Genomic DNA, 18,385 nt, shown 5'->3' on the forward strand with positions numbered 1-18,385 from the left:
AGTCACAGAGTAGGCAATCCCGGCAGAAACCGGCAATCACCTTAACCAACACCAACAGTGACCGTTGTGCTCGAACAGGCATAAAAAAACCCATCCGAAGATGGGTTTTTTACACGCGGTGCAGCCTTACTTGACGGCGGTTGGGGTCGGGCCTTCGGCCACGCCCAGGTCGTCTTCTTCACGGGTCTCGGAGATACCGCGACCACCGGAAGCCAGTTCGACTTGCAGCTTGTCTTCGTCCAGTTCCTTGACCCACTTGGCCACAACCAGGGTCGCAACGGCGTTGCCTACCAGGTTGGTCAGTGCGCGGGCTTCGGACATGAAGCGGTCGATACCCAGGATCAGCGCCAGGCCGGCAACCGGCAGGTGGCCAACAGCCGACAGGGTAGCGGCCAGTACGATGAAGCCCGAACCGGTTACGCCAGCCGCGCCTTTGGAGGACAGCAGCAGTACCAGCAACAGGGTGATCTGGTGGGTGATGTCCATGTGGGTGTCAGTCGCCTGGGCGATGAACACGGCAGCCATGGTCAGGTAGATCGAAGTACCGTCCAGGTTGAAGGAGTAGCCAGTCGGGATAACCAGGCCCACTACCGACTTCTTGGCGCCCAGGCGTTCCATTTTGATCAGCATGCGTGGCAGTGCGGACTCGGACGAGGAAGTACCCAGTACGATCAGCAGTTCTTCACGGATGTAGCGGATCAGTTTCAGGACGCTGAAGCCGTGAGCGCGGCAGATGCCACCCAGCACGATCAACACGAACAGGATGCAGGTGATGTAGAAGCAGATCATCAACTGGCCCAACTGCACCAGCGAACCTACACCGTAGGCACCGATGGTGAACGCCATGGCGCCCAGGGCACCGAGTGGCGCGAGCTTCATGATCATGTTGATGATGTTGAACATCACGTGGGCGAAACGATCGATGAAGTCCAGCACCGGCTTGCCGTAGGCACCCAGGCGATGCAGGGCGAAACCGAAGATCACCGAGAACATCAGCACTTGCAGGATGTCACCGGTCGCGAACGCGCCAACGATGGTGTTCGGGATCACGTTAAGCAGGAAGCCAACGATGCTCTGGTCTGCACCGGCAGTCACGTAGGCCGCGACTTTCGAAGCGTCCAGGGTAGCCACGTCGATGTGCATGCCGGCGCCCGGTTGCACAACGTTGACCACGACCAGGCCGATCAGCAGGGCGATGGTGGAAACGATTTCGAAGTACAGCAGCGCGTAGCCGCCGGTTTTGCCGACCGATTTCATGCTTTGCATGCCAGCGATGCCGCTGACAACGGTGCAGAAGATGATCGGGGCGATGACCATTTTGATCAGCTTGATAAAGCCGTCACCCAGTGGCTTGAGGGCCACGCCGGTCTGCGGGTAGAAGTGACCGAGCAAAATACCGATAACGATTGCAACGATCACCTGGAAATACAGGGATTTGTACAGTGGCTGACGAGTCGTCATTGCAAAGTTCCTCAATCGTCTCGTGTGGCAAATATCCGCCATTGCCCACGACACTTGAATTGCGAACCCTCCTGCACTGGAGGGATTTGTTGTTTGAGAGCCCGCTCAAGGCCGGTCTCCCTGCGCTCTGTATCGCAAGCGTCGTGCCACATTGGCTGAAAACCGCTGAAGGCCTTTAGACATCAGCGCTCGGGGGATTTTCAGCTTCAGACAGCGCCTGTAGACAGTGGCGGGTTTCCGCCTACACGCCCGATCTCGTCCTACAATTTGGCGGATATCCGCCTTGTTGCCCCCGCACAGGATGGCTAACATCCGCCACTCAATGGACGAGGCCCCTCATGCGTGAACGTACCATCGCCAGTCACTACGCCCGGGCCGCCCTCGGCGGTGCGCGCCGGGCCGGTTTCGATTACTCGGGCCTGCTGCAGCAAGTGGGCATTACCCCGGAATTGCTGAGCGAACCCCGCGCCCGCATCGCCCCGGAACAATTCACCCGGCTGCTGCAGATGCTGTGGTTGGCGCTGGATGACGAATACCTGGGTTTCGCCGAAGGCCCGAGCAAGCGCGGCACTTTCGCCATGATGTGCCACGCGCTGATTCATTGCCGCACCCTGGAGAAGGCTCTGGAGCGCGGTCTATTATTTTATAGCCTATTCCCGCAGGGTCCGCGCTGGCGCCTGACGCGCGAGGGGGAAATGGCCCGCTTGAGCCTGGATGATTCGCAGCTCTGGGACCCGGATCACTTCCTCAGCGAATGCCTGCTGGTGATCTGGCATCGCCTCGGCAGTTGGCTGATCGGCCAGCGTATCCGCCTGGACCAGGCCACCTTCAGCTACCCGATGCCGCCCCACGCCACTGAGTACGACTTGCTGTTCCCCTGCCCGCAGGTGTTTTCGGCGCCCGCCAGCAGCCTGGTGTTTCCCAGCCGCTACCTGAGCCTGCCGCTGTTGCAGGACGAGCGCACCCTCAAGCATTTCCTCGAACGTTCACCGGCCGACCTGTTGTCACGCCCGGATGAAGGCGACAGTTTGAGCAGCCAGTTGCGGCGCTTGTTAAGCCGCGACCGTACGCCCTGGCCCGACCTGGAAGCCGTCGCCCAGCACCTGCATATCAGCCCGCAGACCCTGCGTCGGCATTTACGGGAAGAAGGCACCAGCTTTCAGGCGCTCAAGGATGAATTGCGCCGGGACATTGCGATTTATCATTTGGGACGGGCGGATTTGTCGCTGCAGGAAATCGCCGAGCAGTTGGGGTTTTCCGAACCGTCGGCGTTTCATCGGGCGTTCAAGAAGTGGACCGGGCTGACGCCGGGGGCCTATAGAGCGCAGGAAAGTTAGATAAGCGTTGCCAGTACCCGCCTCATCGCGGGCAAGCCCGGCTCCCACAGTTTGATTTGTGGACACAGTCACAATGTGGGAGCTGGCTTGCCTGCGATGAGGCCGGTGCAGCCATAAAGATCACACGGCCGGAAAGTGAATCTTGAACGCGGCCCCCCCTAGCGGTGAATCCCCCAGGGTCAACCGTGCGCTGTAGCTTTCAATGATGTCCTTGACCACCGCCAGGCCAATGCCCTGCCCCGGATGCTGGCGGTCGAGCCGCTCGCCCCGTTGCAGGATGCGCGCACGCTGGTCCGGTGGCACGCCGGGGCCGTCGTCTTCGATGCACAGCTCGGTGCCTTCCAGGCTTTCCTGCAAGCTGATGCGCACTTCGCTCAGGCACAGGCGGTAGGCGTTTTCCAGCAGGTTGCCGAGCAGTTCCAGCAAGGCGCCCTTCTCGATCGGCACGTCACAGTCGTCCGGCAAATCGAAAGCCACCTTCACACCCTTGTCGCGATAGACCTTGTCCAGGGTATCGCACAGGCTTTGCAGCACCGGCTCCAGCCGCACCTGGTGACGCACCAGGCCGCTTTTACGCAGGCTGGCGCGCTGCAACTGGTAGCTGATCTGCTGGCTCATGCGCTCGATCTGCGATTGCAGCACCCAGGCCTGGTCCCGGTCTTCGGGGCGCTGGGCCATGTCTTCGCTCACGCCCTGCAACACTGCCAACGGGGTTTTCAGGCTGTGGGCCAGGTCGTCCAGAGAATCGCGGTAACGGGTGCGTTGCTCACGCTCGCTGTGGAGCAAGCGGTTGAGAGAGCCGGTCAGGCGCAGCAGTTCGCGGGGGTGTTGCTCGCTGAGGCTTTCCCGGGTGCCGCCTTCGATCTCATCCAGCTCCTGGCTCAGCCGGCGCAGCGCTTGCAGGCCCCAGGTCAGGCCCAGCCACAACAGGGTGAGCAGCACCAGCAAGGCGGCGCCGAAACCCAGGTAGAGGTTTTCCCGCAGGCCTTCGAGGGTCAGTTGGTATTCGCGCACCGGTTGCAGGGCGACAATACTGAACGCCGCGCTCTTGCCGCCCAGCAGCTTGACCTCGACGTCATAGACAAAAAATTCCTGGCCGTTGGCCTCGCGAATCCGTGCGAACTCGTTGCCGCGCCCGTCATAGCGCGGCTTGTAGTTGATGTTCTCTTCCTGGGTGGCACGCGAACGCCAGACCAGGTGGCCTTCGCGGTCATAGATGTAGCCCAGCAGGCGGCTGTCGGTGAGGTTGAAGCGCTCATCCGGCAACTGCGCGGGCATCAGCAGGCGATTGTTTTCAACCCGGGCAGCCGAAATCAGCGTCGTGACATCCGACGCCAGGCGCTGCTCGATGGAGTCTTGCAGGGCCAGGCTGAAGGCGCCCTGCATGGCCGGCAACAAGGCCAGCATAAACAGCACGGCCAGGGTGGTGGCCGCGAGCATCAACCGCACACGTAACGAGCGAATCAACGGCAGCGCTCATTAAACAGGTAGCCCAGGCCGCGCACGGTGTCGATCGGCTTGAACCCTGCCGGGCCTTCCAGCTTGCGACGCAGGCGGCCCACCAGCACTTCGATGACGTTCGGATCACGCTCGTCGTCATCGGGGTAGAGCTGTTCCATCAAGCGGTCCTTGGCGACCACCTGCTGATGGTGACGCATCAGGTATTCGAGGATGCGGTATTCGTAGGCGGTCAGCGCCAGTGGCTGTTCGTCGAGGGACGCCTGCTTGCGATTGAGGTCCAGCAGCAACGGCCCGGCGACGATGGTCGATTGGGTAAACCCGCTGGAGCGGCGCAGCAGTGCGTTCATCCGTGCTTCCAGCTCTTCGAACTGGAACGGCTTGACCACGTAGTCGTCGGCACCGGCGGCCAGGCCTTCGACCTTGTCCTGCCAGTTGCCGCGGGCGGTCAGGATCAGGATCGGAAACGTTTTGGCCTGGGCGCGCAGTTGGCGGATCAGGTCCAGGCCGCCCATGCCCGGCAGGCCCAGGTCAATGATCGCCAGGTCATGGTTGAATTGCCCGGTCTGGTACAGCGCCTCCTCGGCATTGGCGACGGCCTCGACCACGTGACCGCTGTCGGTAAGGCGGGTCAACAGGTGATGACGCAGCAACGCCTCATCTTCGACAACCAGCAATTTCATAAAGCTCTCCAAGGCAAATCAACTTTCCAACTGGGGTATATCATAGCGGCCCTGCAGGTCTTGCTGGCGCAGTTTACTGCCGTTGAAGTGACCTGACAGGTTTTCATTGCCTACGCGATAGTCCGACTGCGCAGTGTGCTGGCCCAGGGACTGGCCCCAGGGGGCGGCGTGTTCGCCGGCATCTTCAAAGCTCACCCGCTGAAGCAGGCTGTAGGGCTTTTTGCTCTTCTCTTTGGAGAAACCCGCGAAACTCGCGTCAGAGGCCTGCACGCCAGCAGTGGCACTGAGCATGGTTAACGCCAACATCAGCTTCTTGATCGCAGTCATGGTGCTACCTCATACGCTTTGGCTTTGGGTACGGGGCCAGACTACGCAGACGCCCCTGAACTCCCCCTGAACACTCTCTGAACCTGGGCTGAACCGAGGCCGGCTACTGTGTAAAGAGTTATTTACGTATCCCCGGCCGCAGGCTATCCAGCGGCCCTCCAACTCGGCAAAATACCCGGCATGAATTCCCTACCCGCTTGCTGCACCCCACTTGATGCCCATTGGCCGTTGCCCGTCGCCTTGCCCGGCACGGTCTTGCTGAGCACCCGTTTTGACCCGGCCCTGCTGGTCATCGGCGACTTCCAGCGCAGCGCCGTGCCGCCGCCCGCGAGCATCCAGCGTTCGGTGGCCAAGCGGCAGGCGGAGTTTCTGGCCGGTCGGCTATGTGCCCGCGCCGCGCTGCAACAACTGGATGGGCTCGATTGCGTGCCGGCGATTGGCGAGGACCGCGCGCCGGTCTGGCCCGCCCACATCAGTGGGTCGATCACCCACAGCACCGGCCATGCGGCGGCCATCGTCGCCCACAAGGCCCAATGGCGCGGGCTGGGGATGGACCTGGAAAACCTGCTGACCCTGGAGCGGGCGGAACGCCTGGCCGGGGAAATCCTGACGCCGGATGAACTGCAGCGTATGGCGGCCGGGCCGCGGGAGCAGATTGCGCAGGTGGTGACGTTGACGTTTTCGGCCAAGGAGAGCCTGTTCAAGGCGCTCTACCCGATCGTGCAGAAGCGCTTCTATTTTGAGCATGCCGAGTTGCTGGAATGGTCGGATACCGGCCATGCGCGACTGCGGTTGCTGACGGACTTGTCCGCCGAGTGGTGCCATGGCAAGGAGCTGGAGGCGCAGTTTGCGGTGGATGGCGGGCAGTTGTTGAGCCTGGTGGCCGTCAGCGCCTGAAGCACCGTCATCGCAGGCAAGCCAGCTCCCACCCTTGATCGGGTTCACACTGCAAAATGTGGGAGCTGGCTTGCCTGCGATGGCCGTTTCAGGTTTTCTCTTGGTCTCTTGGCCAACTCAGGCTGAAACACGCGCCCCCCAGGTTGTTGCTCTTGCTGATCAATGCCCGGCCGCCGTGCCAATAGATGATCCGCCGCACAATCGACAATCCCAACCCGTGCCCGCCCGACGCACGGGTGCGGCTGTCGTCCAGCCGCAGGAACGGTGTGAAGATCCGCTCCCAGGCACTTTCCGGCACGCCCGGCCCGTCATCTTCCACGTCGATGCGGCAGCGCACCTGGCCCACCTGGTAACTGATCAGCACTTGCCCCTGGGCATGGCGCATGGCGTTGCTCACCAGGTTTTGCAGGGCACGGTGCAGGTAGCGCGGCTCGGCTTCCACCCACGCATCGTCCCAGTGGGCCGATGACAGGCAGATGCCCCGTGCCACATTGATTTCCGGGCGCAGCGGCGACAGCTCCTCAATCACCTGATCAAGCAACGCACTGAGGTCGACCCGCTGGAAGTCCAGCGCCGGCGAACCCTGCTCCAGCCGCGCGTAGGTGAGCATTTCGTCCACCAGGCCATCGAGGTCCTGGATATCGCTGTCCATGCCTTCCATGTACTTGCGCCGCGCTTCAGGCGTGGCCGCGTCACCGATCATCTCCAGGCCGAATCGCAGGCGCGCCACCGGGGTGCGCAGTTCATGGGACACCGCTCGCACCAGTTCGCGCTGGATCGCCAGCAGGCGTTGCAGGTGTTCGGCCATGCCATTAAATGCCGCTGCCAGGCGGCCGACCGAATCGGCACCCCGGGCCGGCACCCGCACTTCCAGGCTGCCTTTGGCGATACGCGTGGCGGCGGCCTCCAGGCCACTGAGGCGCCGCTCCAGTTGGCGCACCAATAAATAGACGATCAAGCCGATCAGGGTCAGGCTGATCAGCGCGATCAGGATCAGCCATTGCGCCGGGTAAGGGTTCATCTGGTACAGCGGCCCGATTTCCAGGACCCACGGCGTGCCGACCATGCCGGCAAACACCCGGATCGAGTCGCCGCCCTTGCCCAGGGCCATCACGGTATCGCCTTCGGACACCCGGCGGCGCTGGTCATCATCCATATCCGCCTGATCGGGCATCACCAGGTGCATCTCGAAACCAAAGCCTTTGGCCTCTTTCAGGTCGGCGAGTTTCTGCGGCTGCTCGGCCACCGGGAAACGCACCAGCTCATCGGCCAGCAGGTAAATAGTCGCGCGGGCCAGCTGTTCGCTGATTTGCTGCACTTCACCGGTGAGCAACAGTTGTTCCTGGTCGCTGACCAACCGCAGCACCCTCGCTGCGTGAGGCCCGGTTTGCTCCACCAGCACCTGGCCGCGTTGCAGGCGGGTGCGCTGGCTCAGGTCCAGGTGCGCTTCGGCCACGGTCTGCAACTCGAGCGGGATGCCCAGCAAGCGCTCCCACACCGCCAGCGCGCGGCGGCGCTCGATGGCGCTCATGGGTTGCAGGTTGTCGCCCATCAGCGCGAAGGTGCCGTGGGCCAGGCGCTCGCGGTACTGGCCGCTGCGCACTTCATTGAGCAGGTGCAAGGCCAGTACGCCGAGCAACGCCACCAGAATCAGGGCCGCGCACATGCCGCCGTAGATGCGCAGGAAGATCGAGTTCACGGCGCAAGGTCAGCAGCAGCTTCGGGGACGAACAGGTAGCCCTTGCTGCGAATGGTCTTGATCAGCCGCGGATGGATGGGGTCGTCGCCGATTTTCGGGCGGATCCGCGAGATGCGCACGTCGATGGAGCGGTCCTGGCCGTCATAACCAATGCCGCGCAAGGCGGTGAAGATTTCTTCCCGGGACAGGATCCGCCCGGCATTCGCCACCAGCAGCCACAGCAGGTCGAATTCGGCACTGGTCAGCTCGATGCCCCCTTCGTGCAGCCAGGCTTCACGCAGGGCGTTGTCCACCACCAGCGGGCCGAACTGCAGGCGCCGCTGTTTTTCGGGCGTGGCCGGCTCGACGCTTTCGCTGCGCCGCAGCAGGGCCTGGATCCGCGCCAGCAACAGGCGTGGGCGCACGGGTTTGCACACGTAGTCGTCGGCGCCCATGTCCAGGCCCAGCACCTGGTCCATGTCGTCGGTACGCGCAGTCAACATCAGGATGACCCCGTCATAGTGCTCGCGCACCTTGCGGCAGATGCTCAGGCCGTCTTCGCCGGGCAACATCAGGTCGAGGATCACCAGGTCCGGCTGTTCGGCGATGATCCGTGCCGCCGCCAGGGCGCCATTACCCTCCACCGACACCCGCAGGCCGTTGCTCTCCAGGTAGTCACGGGTCAACTCGGCCAGTCGTTCGTCGTCCTCGACAATCAATACCTGCCAGGCTTCTTGCTCCATGCGTTACCTCGGTTCTCATTATTGTAGGAGCGGGCTTGCTCCTACAGTTGTCATGTGGAGTGAACAAGATATTGCGTGAATTAAAGGACGATTGTAGCCATGAGCCAGCCCTCCAGCACAAGCGCGCAAATGCGTTCGGACATCGTGTTTTTTTGTGATAGGGTTCGCGCCCGCAAAAATTCAACCAGGTGTTTTCACCTCGGAATATCCGGTGACAAACGGCGCAATGCAGCAGTACTGCGGCCTACACGGCTGTTCCACGTTTCATACACATTTTACCCACAGCGTTATCCACAGGTAGTCCGTTGCTAAGCACCCCAAAACGCATTATCTTGTAGGTCGTCGCAAAAAAAACCCTACATGTAGGGTTTTCAGCGAAAAGACCAAACACAAATCAGACAAGAAACTCAAGTCCTTTCTTGCTCCTGTTTGGTTGAACTTAAGCCTTTTTCAGAAGACCAAACCGCGCACGCGGATGGCAGCCGTTTTCTGTCCCGATCAGGCGAAAACGGTACGGGTGTTGCAGTACGAAACTGTCACCCACCAGGAATACGGTAAAGAGCCCCAAGGCTTGTAACCGAAGACTTCGGCATGGAAGCGGCGCGAACAGCTCCCTTCCTCCTGTCCCGAAGTTGTTATGCCAGGCCCAGGCCTGTTGTAAGTGCTTCAGGACGGAACGGTGGGCACCGTGATGGTGCCCAAATAAATATAGAATGTGGAGACAACCCCCCATGCAAACCGACACAACTCGCGAGAACCCGCAAGGCTCCGTGCCGCAGGCCGCTGATTCGAACCTGGATCTGTCCGCCACTGCGCCCGGCCAACTGCGTGTGATCAAGCGTAACGGCACTGTCGTTCCTTACACCGATGACAAAATCACCGTCGCCATCACCAAAGCGTTTCTTGCAGTTGAAGGCGGCACCGCTGCTGCCTCGTCGCGCATCCACGACACCGTTGCCCGCCTGACCGAACAGGTCACCGCAACGTTCAAGCGTCGCATGCCATCGGGCGGCACCATCCACATCGAAGAAATCCAGGACCAGGTCGAACTGGCCCTGATGCGTGCCGGCGAGCAGAAAGTTGCCCGCGACTACGTGATCTACCGTGACTCCCGCGCCAAGGAACGTGCCGTACGCTCCCCGGCCGAAGAAGCTGCCGTACAAGCTCACCCGTCGATCCGCATCACCCTGGCCGACGGTACGTTTGCACCGCTGGACCTGGGCCGCCTGAACACCATCATCACCGAGGCCTGCGAAGGCCTGGAAGAAGTCGATGGTGACCTGATCCAGCGTGAAACCCTGAAGAACCTGTACGACGGCGTGGCCCTGACCGACGTCAACACCGCCCTGGTGATGACCGCCCGTACCCTGGTTGAACGTGAGCCGAACTACTCGTTCGTGACCGCGCGCCTGCTGATGGACACCCTGCGTGCCGAAGGCCTGGGCTTCCTGAAAGTCGCCGACAGCGCCACCCACCACGAGATGGCCGACCTGTACGCCAAGGCCCTGCCTGCGTACATCGCCAAGGGTATCGAATTCGAACTGCTGAACCCGGTCCTGGCCACCTTCGACCTGGAAAAACTCGGCAAGGCAATCAACCACGAGCGCGACCAGCAGTTCACGTACCTGGGCCTGCAAACCCTGTACGACCGTTACTTCATCCATAAGGACGGTATCCGCTTCGAACTGCCGCAAGTGTTCTTCATGCGCGTGGCCATGGGCCTGGCGATTGAAGAGAAGCAGAAAGAAGACCGTGCCATCGAGTTCTACAACCTGTTGTCGTCCTTCGACTACATGTCGTCGACCCCGACCCTGTTCAACGCCGGTACCCTGCGTCCACAGCTGTCGAGCTGCTACCTGACCACCGTGCCGGATGACCTGTCGGGCATCTACCACGCGATCCACGACAACGCCATGTTGTCCAAATTCGCCGGCGGCCTGGGTAACGACTGGACGCCGGTGCGTGCACTGGGTTCGTACATCAAGGGCACCAACGGCAAGTCCCAGGGCGTTGTACCGTTCCTGAAAGTGGTGAACGACACCGCCGTTGCAGTTAACCAGGGTGGCAAGCGCAAAGGCGCTGTGTGTGCCTACCTCGAAACCTGGCACATGGACATTGAAGAGTTCATCGAGCTGCGCAAGAACACCGGTGATGACCGTCGTCGTACCCACGACATGAACACCGCCAACTGGATCCCTGACCTGTTCATGAAGCGTGTCTTCGATGACGGCAAGTGGACCCTGTTCTCGCCATCCGAAGTACCGGACCTGCACGATCTGACCGGCAAGGCCTTCGAAGAGCGCTACGAGTACTACGAAGCCCTCACCGAATACCCGGGCAAGGTCAAGCTGTTCAAGACCATCCAGGCCAAAGACCTGTGGCGTAAAATGCTCTCCATGCTGTTTGAAACCGGCCACCCATGGCTGACCTTCAAAGACCCGTGCAACCTGCGCAGCCCGCAGCAGCACGTGGGCGTGGTCCACAGCTCGAACCTGTGCACCGAGATCACCTTGAACACCAACAAGGACGAAATCGCCGTTTGCAACCTGGGTTCGATCAACCTGCCGAACCACATCGTCAACGGCAAGCTGGACACCGCCAAGCTGGAACGCACCGTGAACACCGCCGTTCGCATGCTCGATAACGTTATCGACATCAACTATTACTCGGTACCACAGGCGCAGAACTCCAACTTCAAGCACCGTCCGGTTGGTCTCGGCATCATGGGCTTCCAGGACGCGCTGTACCTGCAGCACATTCCTTATGGTTCGGACGCTGCCGTCGAGTTCGCCGACAAGTCCATGGAAGCGGTCAGCTACTACGCGATCCAGGCTTCCTGCGACCTGGCCGACGAGCGCGGTGCCTACGAGACGTTCCAGGGTTCGCTGTGGTCCAAAGGCATCCTGCCGCTGGATTCGCAACAGATCCTGATCGAGCAACGTGGCCAGAAGTACATCGACGTTGACCTGAACGAATCCCTGGACTGGGCGCCGGTACGTGCCCGCGTGCAGAAAGGTATTCGTAACTCCAACATCATGGCCATCGCACCGACCGCCACCATCGCCAACATCACTGGCGTGTCGCAGTCGATCGAACCGACCTACCAGAACCTGTATGTGAAATCGAACCTGTCGGGCGAATTCACCGTGATCAACCCGTACCTGGTTCGCGACCTGAAAGCCCGCGGCCTGTGGGACTCGGTCATGATCAACGACCTGAAGTACTACGACGGTTCGGTGCAACAGATCGAGCGCATCCCGCAAGAACTCAAAGAGCTGTACGCGACCGCTTTCGAAGTGGACACCAAGTGGATCGTCGACGCGGCCAGCCGTCGCCAGAAGTGGATCGACCAGGCTCAGTCGCTGAACCTGTACATCGCCGGCGCATCGGGCAAGAAGCTGGACGTGACCTACCGCATGGCGTGGTACCGTGGCCTGAAAACCACTTACTACCTCCGTGCCCTGGCCGCTACCAGCACCGAGAAGTCGACCATCAACACCGGCAAGCTGAACGCTGTTTCCAGCGGCGGCAACCACGGTGATGATTCGGTACTCGCCGCACCTGCCGGCCCGGCGCCAGTGCCTAAAGCCTGCGCGATCGACGAGCCGGATTGCGAAGCTTGCCAATAAGCTGAGCCCACCCTGGGTCTAACCACCCAGGGTTGAAAAACCCCCGATAGGCCTACGGCGTATCGGGGGTTTTCTTTTGCCCGCAAAAACGTGGGCAGAGGCCTGGAACAATATCGACGAACACCACATACCGCACGTACCGGCAGACGACCAAAAAAAAGCCCCTCGATCGAGGGGCTTTCCGGTGAAGCGGCTTAAAGCGACAGCATCAGGTCATCTGAATGATGGTCTGCATGATGGTGCTTTGGGTGGAGATGGTCTTGGCGTTCGCCTGATAGTTGCTCTGGGCCTTGATCAGGTCCACCAGCTCGTTGGTCAGGTTGACGTTGGAGTTCTCCAGGGAGTTGGCCACGATCGAACCCAGGGTACCGACTTGCGGGGTATCAAAACCCGGCTGGCCCGACGCGAAGGTTTCTTTCCAGGTGGTGCCGCCGGCAGGTTGCAGGCCCTGTTCGTTGTTGAAGCTGGCCAGGGAGATCTGGCCGATGGCCTTGCTCTGCTGGTTGCTGAACGTGGCGAACAGTACGCCGCTGCCGTCGATTTTCAGCCCGGTGATTTGACCGGTGGCGTAGCCATCGGTGGTCGGCGGGTTACGGTAGGTGGCGGAGTTGTACTGGGTAATGTTCGCCATGTTGACGGCAATCCCCGTAGGGTTGGCGCTCGCACCGTTGGCCTTCCACACGCCATCGGTCACGGTGCCGGGTACCCAGCCGGAGATGGTCAGCGTGGTGCCTGCCGTGCCGGCGGTATCAATCCCGGTGAGCTTGCCGGAGCCATCAAACGTCAATGTCGACGGTACCGGTGGCGTGGACGGTGTACCCGTAGGCGACGAACCATCCGGATTGCGGCCATCGATCAGCGTATAGGCGCTCCACTTGTTGCCGTCTGTTTTAACCAGGTACTGCACCATCGGGTGCGCGTTGCCCTGCGAATCGTAGAGCGTGGTGGAGTACTGGGTGGTGAAGCTGTCGGTCTTGGTCGGATCAAAAGGGTGCAGGGTTTGATCGATCGGCGTCTCGGAGGAGTTCAGGTTACTGGTGGAGTCCACCTTGGTGGACGCCTTCGGCGGCAGGTACGACAGGTTGAGTTGCAGGTCGGTCAAGCCACCCTTCTGGATGTTGCCGTCTGCATCCGCCGCGTAGCCTTGCAGGCGCGAGGTACCGGTGTTGTTGGTGATGTAGCCGTCCTTGTCTGCACGGAAGGCACCGTTACGGGTGTACTCCAGCGAGCCGTCGCTGCCCTTCTGCACGAAGAAGCCGCCGCCCTGGATCGCCATGTCCAGCGTACCGCCGCTGTTGTTGACGTCACCCTGGGTGAACTGCTGGGACACTGCCGCCAGGTTCACGCCGTTGCCGATGCTGTTCTGGCCGGTGCCCAACTTGGACGCCGCGTAGATATCCGCGAATTCCGCACGGGACGACTTGAAGCCGGTGGTCGCGACGTTGGCGATGTTGTTGCCGGTCACGTCCAGTTGTTTGTTGGCCGCATAGAGGCCGCTAAGGCCGATGTTAAAAGACATTGTTCTCTCCTTTTGCCGTAGTTAGCCGGCTCTATGTACCGATAGTCTGAATTTGCGACAGCTTGATACTGCCCATGCCGCCCGCCAGGTTGAGCAGCATTTCGCCGCCGGTCTGGCTCAGAGTCACGCTTGTCACCGTTGCCGGCAGCGAGGTGGCCAGGGCAACCGCGTCACCCTTGTCATTCTTGGTAGTGGCATTGAAGGTGTAGGTGCCGGGAGGCGCGGTCTCGCCCGCATCGTTCTTGCCGTCCCAGACAAAGCTGGAATTGCCGACGCTCTGGGCGCCCATGTCGATGGTGCGAACGACGTTGCCGTCCTTGTCGGTGATCTTGACGGAGACGTTGCCCGTCGCCGCCGTCACCGCCACGGAACCGGTCATGCTCTTGCTGGTATCAACCATGGCCTTGTCGGTCTGGGTGATCACCGAGCGACCCACCAGCGATGAAGCCTGCAGCGCCTGCGAGGAGCTGAAGTTGCTGGAAATCGCGTTCACCGAGTCATTCAGGGTGTTGATGCCTTCCAGGCTACTGAACTGCGCCAGCTGTGCCACGAACGCGCCGTTGTCCTGGGGCGACAGCGGGTTCTGGTTTTTCAGCTGGGTTACCAGCAGTTGCAGGAACGCGTCCTTGCCCAACGACTGGTTGCCGGTAGCAGCGCTGGAAACGCTGGAGACGTTGTCTGAAGCAGACTTGACCTTGGAATTGAAAAGGTCCTGGACCGCCGTGTTGGTCGAACTGGTATCAACAATGGCCATTATTTGGCGCCCCTTATCACTGACCCAGGGTCAGGACTTTCTGCATCATGGTTTTGGCGGTGTTCATCATTTCCGCGTTGGTCTGGAACGAGCGGCTGGCGGAAATCATGTCGGCCATTTCCTCGACCACGTTGACGTTGGGGTAGTACACGTACCCTTTTTCGTTCGCGGCGGGGTGGTTCGGCTCGTAGCGGGCTTCGAGGTTGCTCTGGTCTTCGACCACACCGAGCACCTGCACGCCCTGGCCTGCGGCATCCTGGTTCTGGAACAGCGAGTCGCCGCTACCGCTCTGGCCACCCTGGCCGCCCTGGAACATGGTGGCGAACACCGGGTGCCGGGCGCGGTAGGTCTGGTCAATGCTCGACGACACGGTCTCGGCGTTGGCGATGTTACTGGCGACGGTGTTGAGGCGCGTGGTCTGCGCGCTCATGCCACTACCGGCAATATTGAAAACACTGGCGAGGGACATGGCTTACTCTCCACGCAGGGCTGACATCAGCCCTTTGAATTTGCTGTTGAGCAGGGTGAAGCTGGCCTGGAAGTTCACCGAGTTCTCGGCGTAGGCCGATTGCTCCAGCTGGGCGTCCACGGTGTTCTGGTCGATCGACGGTTGCATCGGCGTGCGATACAACAGCGACTCGTCACCATTGCCCAGGCCTTGCGCTTCGATATGACGGCTGTTGGTCATGTTCAGGGCGAAGGTGCCGTTCTTGGTCTTGTCTTGCTGTGCGGCGAGCACGGCAGAGAAGTCCAGGTCCCGAGCCTTGTAGTTCGGGGTGTCGGCGTTGGCAATGTTGTTGGCCAGGACTTCGGCACGCTGGGCGCGGAAGCCCAGGGCTTGTTCGTGGATACCGAGCGCTTTATCGAAGCTGATGCTCATGGCGGAAACCTTTAGGGGCTGACCTGCTTTTCGTAACTAGGATTTAGCAAGGGCCATGCCAAGTTGCCTGAGCGCCGTAAATCAAGGGCTTGCGAGAGATTTGCCGGCGGCAATGCCAGAAAAGCGGCAAAGGGTTTCCGCGAAACGCCAGTAAAGCGGCAATGCCGGCTTGCCGCTTTGCGGCCATAAAAAAAGGGAGACCTCTGCAGGCCTCCCTTTTTTGTTCAAGCGCTCATCACTTGGCCTGGTAAATGATCCCCGGACTGCACTGCACCATCTGGTAATGATCCGGCAAACCGTTCAGCGCCTCGGAAGCGCCGAGGAACAGGTAACCGCCACGCTTGAGGGTGCCGTGGATGCGCAACAGAATGTCTTTCTTCACCTCGGCCGAGAAGTAGATCAACACGTTGCGGCAAAACACCATGTCGAACTTGCCCAGGCTGGCATAACTGTCCAGCAGGTTGAACGAGCGAAACTCCACCCGGCTCTTGATCGGCGCCTTGACCGCCCAACGCCCCGCACCCTTAGGGTCGAAGAAACGCTGCAAACGCTCCGGGGACAACCCGCGCCCCAGTGCCAGGCTGTCGTATTCGCCGGTCTTGCAATTGGTGAGCATGGTGCCGGACAAGTCAGTGGCAACGATTTGCGCCCCGGCCTTCAGCTGGCCCATGTTGGTCCGCTCGAACTCGTCGATGGACATCGAAATCGAATACGGCTCCTGCCCCGACGAACAGGCCGCCGACCAGATGCGCAGGCGCTGGCCCGGGGCAGCCTTGATGGCCTCGGGCAACACCTTGTTCTTGAGCACCTCGAACGGATAGGTGTCGCGAAACCACAAGGTTTCGTTGGTGGTCATGGCATCGACCACCATCTCCTTGAGCCCGCTGCGCGGCTGGCCCTGGATCCGCTGCACCAACTCCCCGAGGGACTTGATGCCTTGCTGCTCCATCAGTTTGTTGAGACGGCTGGATACCAGGTACTGCTTGTTTTCACCGAGCAATATGCCACAGGCTTTTTCCAGGAAGACCCGGAACTGTTCGAAATCCAAATTACCCGTAGACAATGATACCGCCTCTTAAATCGTGTGACCGCCAGGGAAAAAGCCCCTAGCCGTGATCTGCTGCCTTGATCCGGTCAACTACCCGGGATGCCAGGTCATCAGGGCGGAACTTGGCCAGGAAGTCATCGGCACCGACCTTCTTGACCATCGCCTGATTGAATACACCGGACAACGAAGTATGCAGGATGATATGTAATTTTTGCATGCGTGGGTCGTTGCGTATCTCGGCCGTGAGGGTGTAACCGTCCATTTCCGGCATCTCGATGTCGGAGATCATCATCAGGAATTCTTCTTCCGGCTTCTTGCCCTCATCCACCAGCTTGCGCAGGTAATCCAGGGCCTGGCGACCGTCATTGAGCGCCACCACTTCAACGCCAACCGTCTGCAGGCAGCGGGACACCTGCTTGCGTGCCACCGAGGAGTCGTCCACCGTCAGCACCCGCAGCGAGATCGCCTTGTGCGCGGTCTCGGCGTCTACTACGCCGACCGATATCGCCTCGGAGGTCGGGGCCACTTCGGCGAGGATTTTCTCCACGTCGATGATTTCCACCAACTGGTTGTCGACCCGCGTCACGGCCGTAAGGTAGTGATCGCGGCCGGTGCCCTTGGGCGGCGGATGGATCTCTTCCCAGTTCATGTTGACGATGCGTTCCACCGAGCGCACCAGGAAACCCTGGGTCTTGGTGTTGTACTCGGTGATGATCACGAACGGACTTTCGCGGTCCTGCAAACCCGCCGAACCGGTGGCCATGGCCAGGTCAAGAATCGGGATGGTCGCGCCACGGATGTTCGCCACACCGCACACCACCGGGCTGGACTTGGGCATTATTGTCAGCTTGGGACACTGCAGCACTTCCCGCACCTTGAAGACGTTAATCCCGTAAAGCTGCTTGCCGTCCAGACGAAACAGCAGCAACTCCAGGCGATTCTGCCCCACCAGCTGTGTGCGCTGGTTTACTGAATCCATTACACCGGCCATGCCCAGACTCCTACGCTAAAACTTAGGGGTACGACGCGTACCCAACACTAAACGGCACGAGCTTTGCTTTTTTATTGGCCATGGACATCAAAACGACAGTTTCCCGACGCCCCCGATCCCCACAGTACCGCAGATTGCTCTGCGTCTCGATGGCGTTGCTTGCCTTGGCTGCGGGCCAGTCGGCCCGTGCCAGTAACGTCACCTTGCCTGATCTGCTTATCGGCGTCACTCAAGGCTTTCTTGAGTTCACTGTAGAAGATTATCTGGCGACCACACAGACGCCCGGGCGCTATGAAATCCAGGTCAACCAGCTGGATCCGCGCCTGCGCATGCCGATGTGCGACAAGGAATTGACAGCCTCCCTGGAAAGCCCGGCCCAGCCCATCGGGCGCGTGACCGTGAAGGTGCGCTGCGAAGGCGCCTCGCCGTGGACGGTGTTCGTGCCGGCCCAGGTCAAGCTGTTTCGTGACGTGGTGGTGGTGACCCGGCCGTTGAAACGCACCGGAATCATTGGTTACGAAGACGTTGCCATGCGTGAACGGGACATCAGCCTGATCACCCAGAGCTACCTCACGTCCGTTGACCAGGCGATCGGGCAGAAACTTACCCGACCAATGGTCACCGACCAGGTGATTACCCTGGTCAACCTTGAACAGGCCGAAGTGGTGCGCAAGGGCGACCAGGTAGTGATTTCCGCCAGCAGCGGCGGATTGAATGTAAAAATGCCCGGGGAAGCCCTGTCCAATGGCGGCATGAGTGAACAGATTCGCGTCAAGAACCTCAACTCCAACCGCGTGATCAAGGCCCGGGTGACGGCACCGGGGCAGGTTGAGGTGGCTTTATAGATCACTGGCATAGGACGCCAGCTTTTCCTACACTGTGCGCAAAGCAGCATCGCGTATAGGTTTATTGTCAATCGAGCCTAAAGTTTGTCCGGGTATGGCCGAAAACATGGCAAGCGTCCAAATACCCAGAGGTTT

16 protein-coding genes are annotated in these 18,385 nt (G+C 60.5%); 4 read left to right on the plus strand and 12 right to left on the minus strand.

Annotation, left to right across the window (positions count from 1 at the left end):
• Positions 1–126 precede the first annotated feature (126 nt).
• Entirely contained in the window at positions 127–1,461 is a 1,335-nt protein-coding gene (locus P3C29_RS13850; protein WP_010165794.1) for a dicarboxylate/amino acid:cation symporter, read from the minus strand.
• 338 nt (positions 1,462–1,799) lie between these two features.
• On the opposite strand from P3C29_RS13850, the gene P3C29_RS13855 reads away from it, so the two are divergent.
• On the plus strand, positions 1,800–2,798 hold the full coding sequence (locus P3C29_RS13855) for an AraC family transcriptional regulator (protein ID WP_201125089.1): 999 nt from the start codon (positions 1,800–1,802) through the stop codon (positions 2,796–2,798).
• A 120-nt stretch (positions 2,799–2,918) separates the two neighbouring features.
• On the opposite strand, the gene P3C29_RS13860 is transcribed toward P3C29_RS13855, so the two are convergent.
• The 3 genes from P3C29_RS13860 to P3C29_RS13870 are packed head-to-tail and all read right to left on the minus strand — an operon-like array spanning position 2,919 to position 5,266.
• Complete coding sequence (locus tag P3C29_RS13860; RefSeq protein ID WP_010165788.1) at positions 2,919–4,265, minus strand: ATP-binding protein; 1,347 nt, start codon at positions 4,263–4,265, stop codon at positions 2,919–2,921.
• Positions 4,262–4,939 carry a response regulator transcription factor gene (locus P3C29_RS13865; RefSeq protein ID WP_003214228.1) on the minus strand — a complete coding sequence of 226 codons (678 nt, stop codon included), beginning with the start codon at positions 4,937–4,939 and terminating at the stop codon, positions 4,262–4,264. The genes P3C29_RS13860 and P3C29_RS13865 overlap by 4 nt, the downstream gene beginning before the upstream one ends.
• A gap of 18 nt (positions 4,940–4,957) precedes the next feature.
• The gene (locus P3C29_RS13870) at positions 4,958–5,266 is read right to left on the minus strand and encodes a hypothetical protein (protein ID WP_275964729.1); all 309 of its coding nucleotides are present in this window, start codon (positions 5,264–5,266) and stop codon (positions 4,958–4,960) included.
• A 180-nt stretch (positions 5,267–5,446) separates the two neighbouring features.
• Here P3C29_RS13870 and P3C29_RS13875 point away from each other — a divergent pair, with 180 nt between their 5' ends.
• A complete protein-coding gene (locus P3C29_RS13875) occupies positions 5,447–6,163 on the plus strand; it encodes a 4'-phosphopantetheinyl transferase superfamily protein (protein WP_275964730.1) in 717 nt (238 codons plus the stop codon).
• An 88-nt stretch (positions 6,164–6,251) separates the two neighbouring features.
• Here the strand turns inward: P3C29_RS13875 and P3C29_RS13880 are convergent, their stop codons facing one another.
• Together P3C29_RS13880 and P3C29_RS13885 are read right to left on the minus strand one after the other, a co-directional pair.
• On the minus strand, positions 6,252–7,862 hold the full coding sequence (locus P3C29_RS13880; protein WP_275964731.1) for an ATP-binding protein: 1,611 nt from the start codon (positions 7,860–7,862) through the stop codon (positions 6,252–6,254).
• Positions 7,859–8,584, minus strand: a complete 726-nt coding sequence (locus P3C29_RS13885; RefSeq protein WP_201125091.1) for a response regulator — start codon at positions 8,582–8,584, stop codon at positions 7,859–7,861. Before P3C29_RS13885 ends, P3C29_RS13880 begins: the two co-directional genes overlap by 4 nt.
• A gap of 731 nt (positions 8,585–9,315) precedes the next feature.
• On the opposite strand from P3C29_RS13885, the gene P3C29_RS13890 reads away from it, so the two are divergent.
• Positions 9,316–12,213: a ribonucleoside-diphosphate reductase subunit alpha gene (locus P3C29_RS13890; protein ID WP_010165776.1), complete on the plus strand. Its 2,898-nt coding sequence runs from the start codon at positions 9,316–9,318 to the stop codon at positions 12,211–12,213.
• Between the two features lie 208 nt (positions 12,214–12,421).
• Here the strand turns inward: P3C29_RS13890 and flgE are convergent, their stop codons facing one another.
• The 6 genes from flgE to P3C29_RS13920 form a co-directional block, all read right to left on the minus strand.
• Positions 12,422–13,732, minus strand: coding sequence for a flagellar hook protein FlgE (flgE, locus tag P3C29_RS13895; protein WP_275964732.1), 1,311 nt, complete (start codon positions 13,730–13,732; stop codon positions 12,422–12,424).
• A gap of 31 nt (positions 13,733–13,763) precedes the next feature.
• Positions 13,764–14,486, minus strand: coding sequence for a flagellar hook assembly protein FlgD (gene flgD / locus P3C29_RS13900; RefSeq protein WP_201125093.1), 723 nt, complete (start codon positions 14,484–14,486; stop codon positions 13,764–13,766).
• A 16-nt stretch (positions 14,487–14,502) separates the two neighbouring features.
• On the minus strand, positions 14,503–14,955 hold the full coding sequence (flgC, locus tag P3C29_RS13905) for a flagellar basal body rod protein FlgC (RefSeq protein WP_003214244.1): 453 nt from the start codon (positions 14,953–14,955) through the stop codon (positions 14,503–14,505).
• A gap of 3 nt (positions 14,956–14,958) precedes the next feature.
• Positions 14,959–15,366, minus strand: coding sequence for a flagellar basal body rod protein FlgB (flgB, locus tag P3C29_RS13910; protein WP_003214246.1), 408 nt, complete (start codon positions 15,364–15,366; stop codon positions 14,959–14,961).
• Between the two features lie 235 nt (positions 15,367–15,601).
• Positions 15,602–16,429 carry a protein-glutamate O-methyltransferase CheR gene (cheR, locus tag P3C29_RS13915; RefSeq protein ID WP_010165768.1) on the minus strand — a complete coding sequence of 276 codons (828 nt, stop codon included), beginning with the start codon at positions 16,427–16,429 and terminating at the stop codon, positions 15,602–15,604.
• 43 nt (positions 16,430–16,472) lie between these two features.
• Entirely contained in the window at positions 16,473–17,405 is a 933-nt protein-coding gene (locus P3C29_RS13920; protein WP_003214250.1) for a chemotaxis protein CheV, read from the minus strand.
• 80 nt (positions 17,406–17,485) lie between these two features.
• Between P3C29_RS13920 and flgA the strand changes: the two genes are divergently transcribed.
• Positions 17,486–18,250 carry a flagellar basal body P-ring formation chaperone FlgA gene (flgA, locus tag P3C29_RS13925; RefSeq protein WP_275964733.1) on the plus strand — a complete coding sequence of 255 codons (765 nt, stop codon included), beginning with the start codon at positions 17,486–17,488 and terminating at the stop codon, positions 18,248–18,250.
• Positions 18,251–18,385 lie beyond the last annotated feature (135 nt).

The organism is Pseudomonas sp. 1912-s (genome assembly GCF_029269205.1).
Classification (GTDB): domain Bacteria; phylum Pseudomonadota; class Gammaproteobacteria; order Pseudomonadales; family Pseudomonadaceae; genus Aquipseudomonas.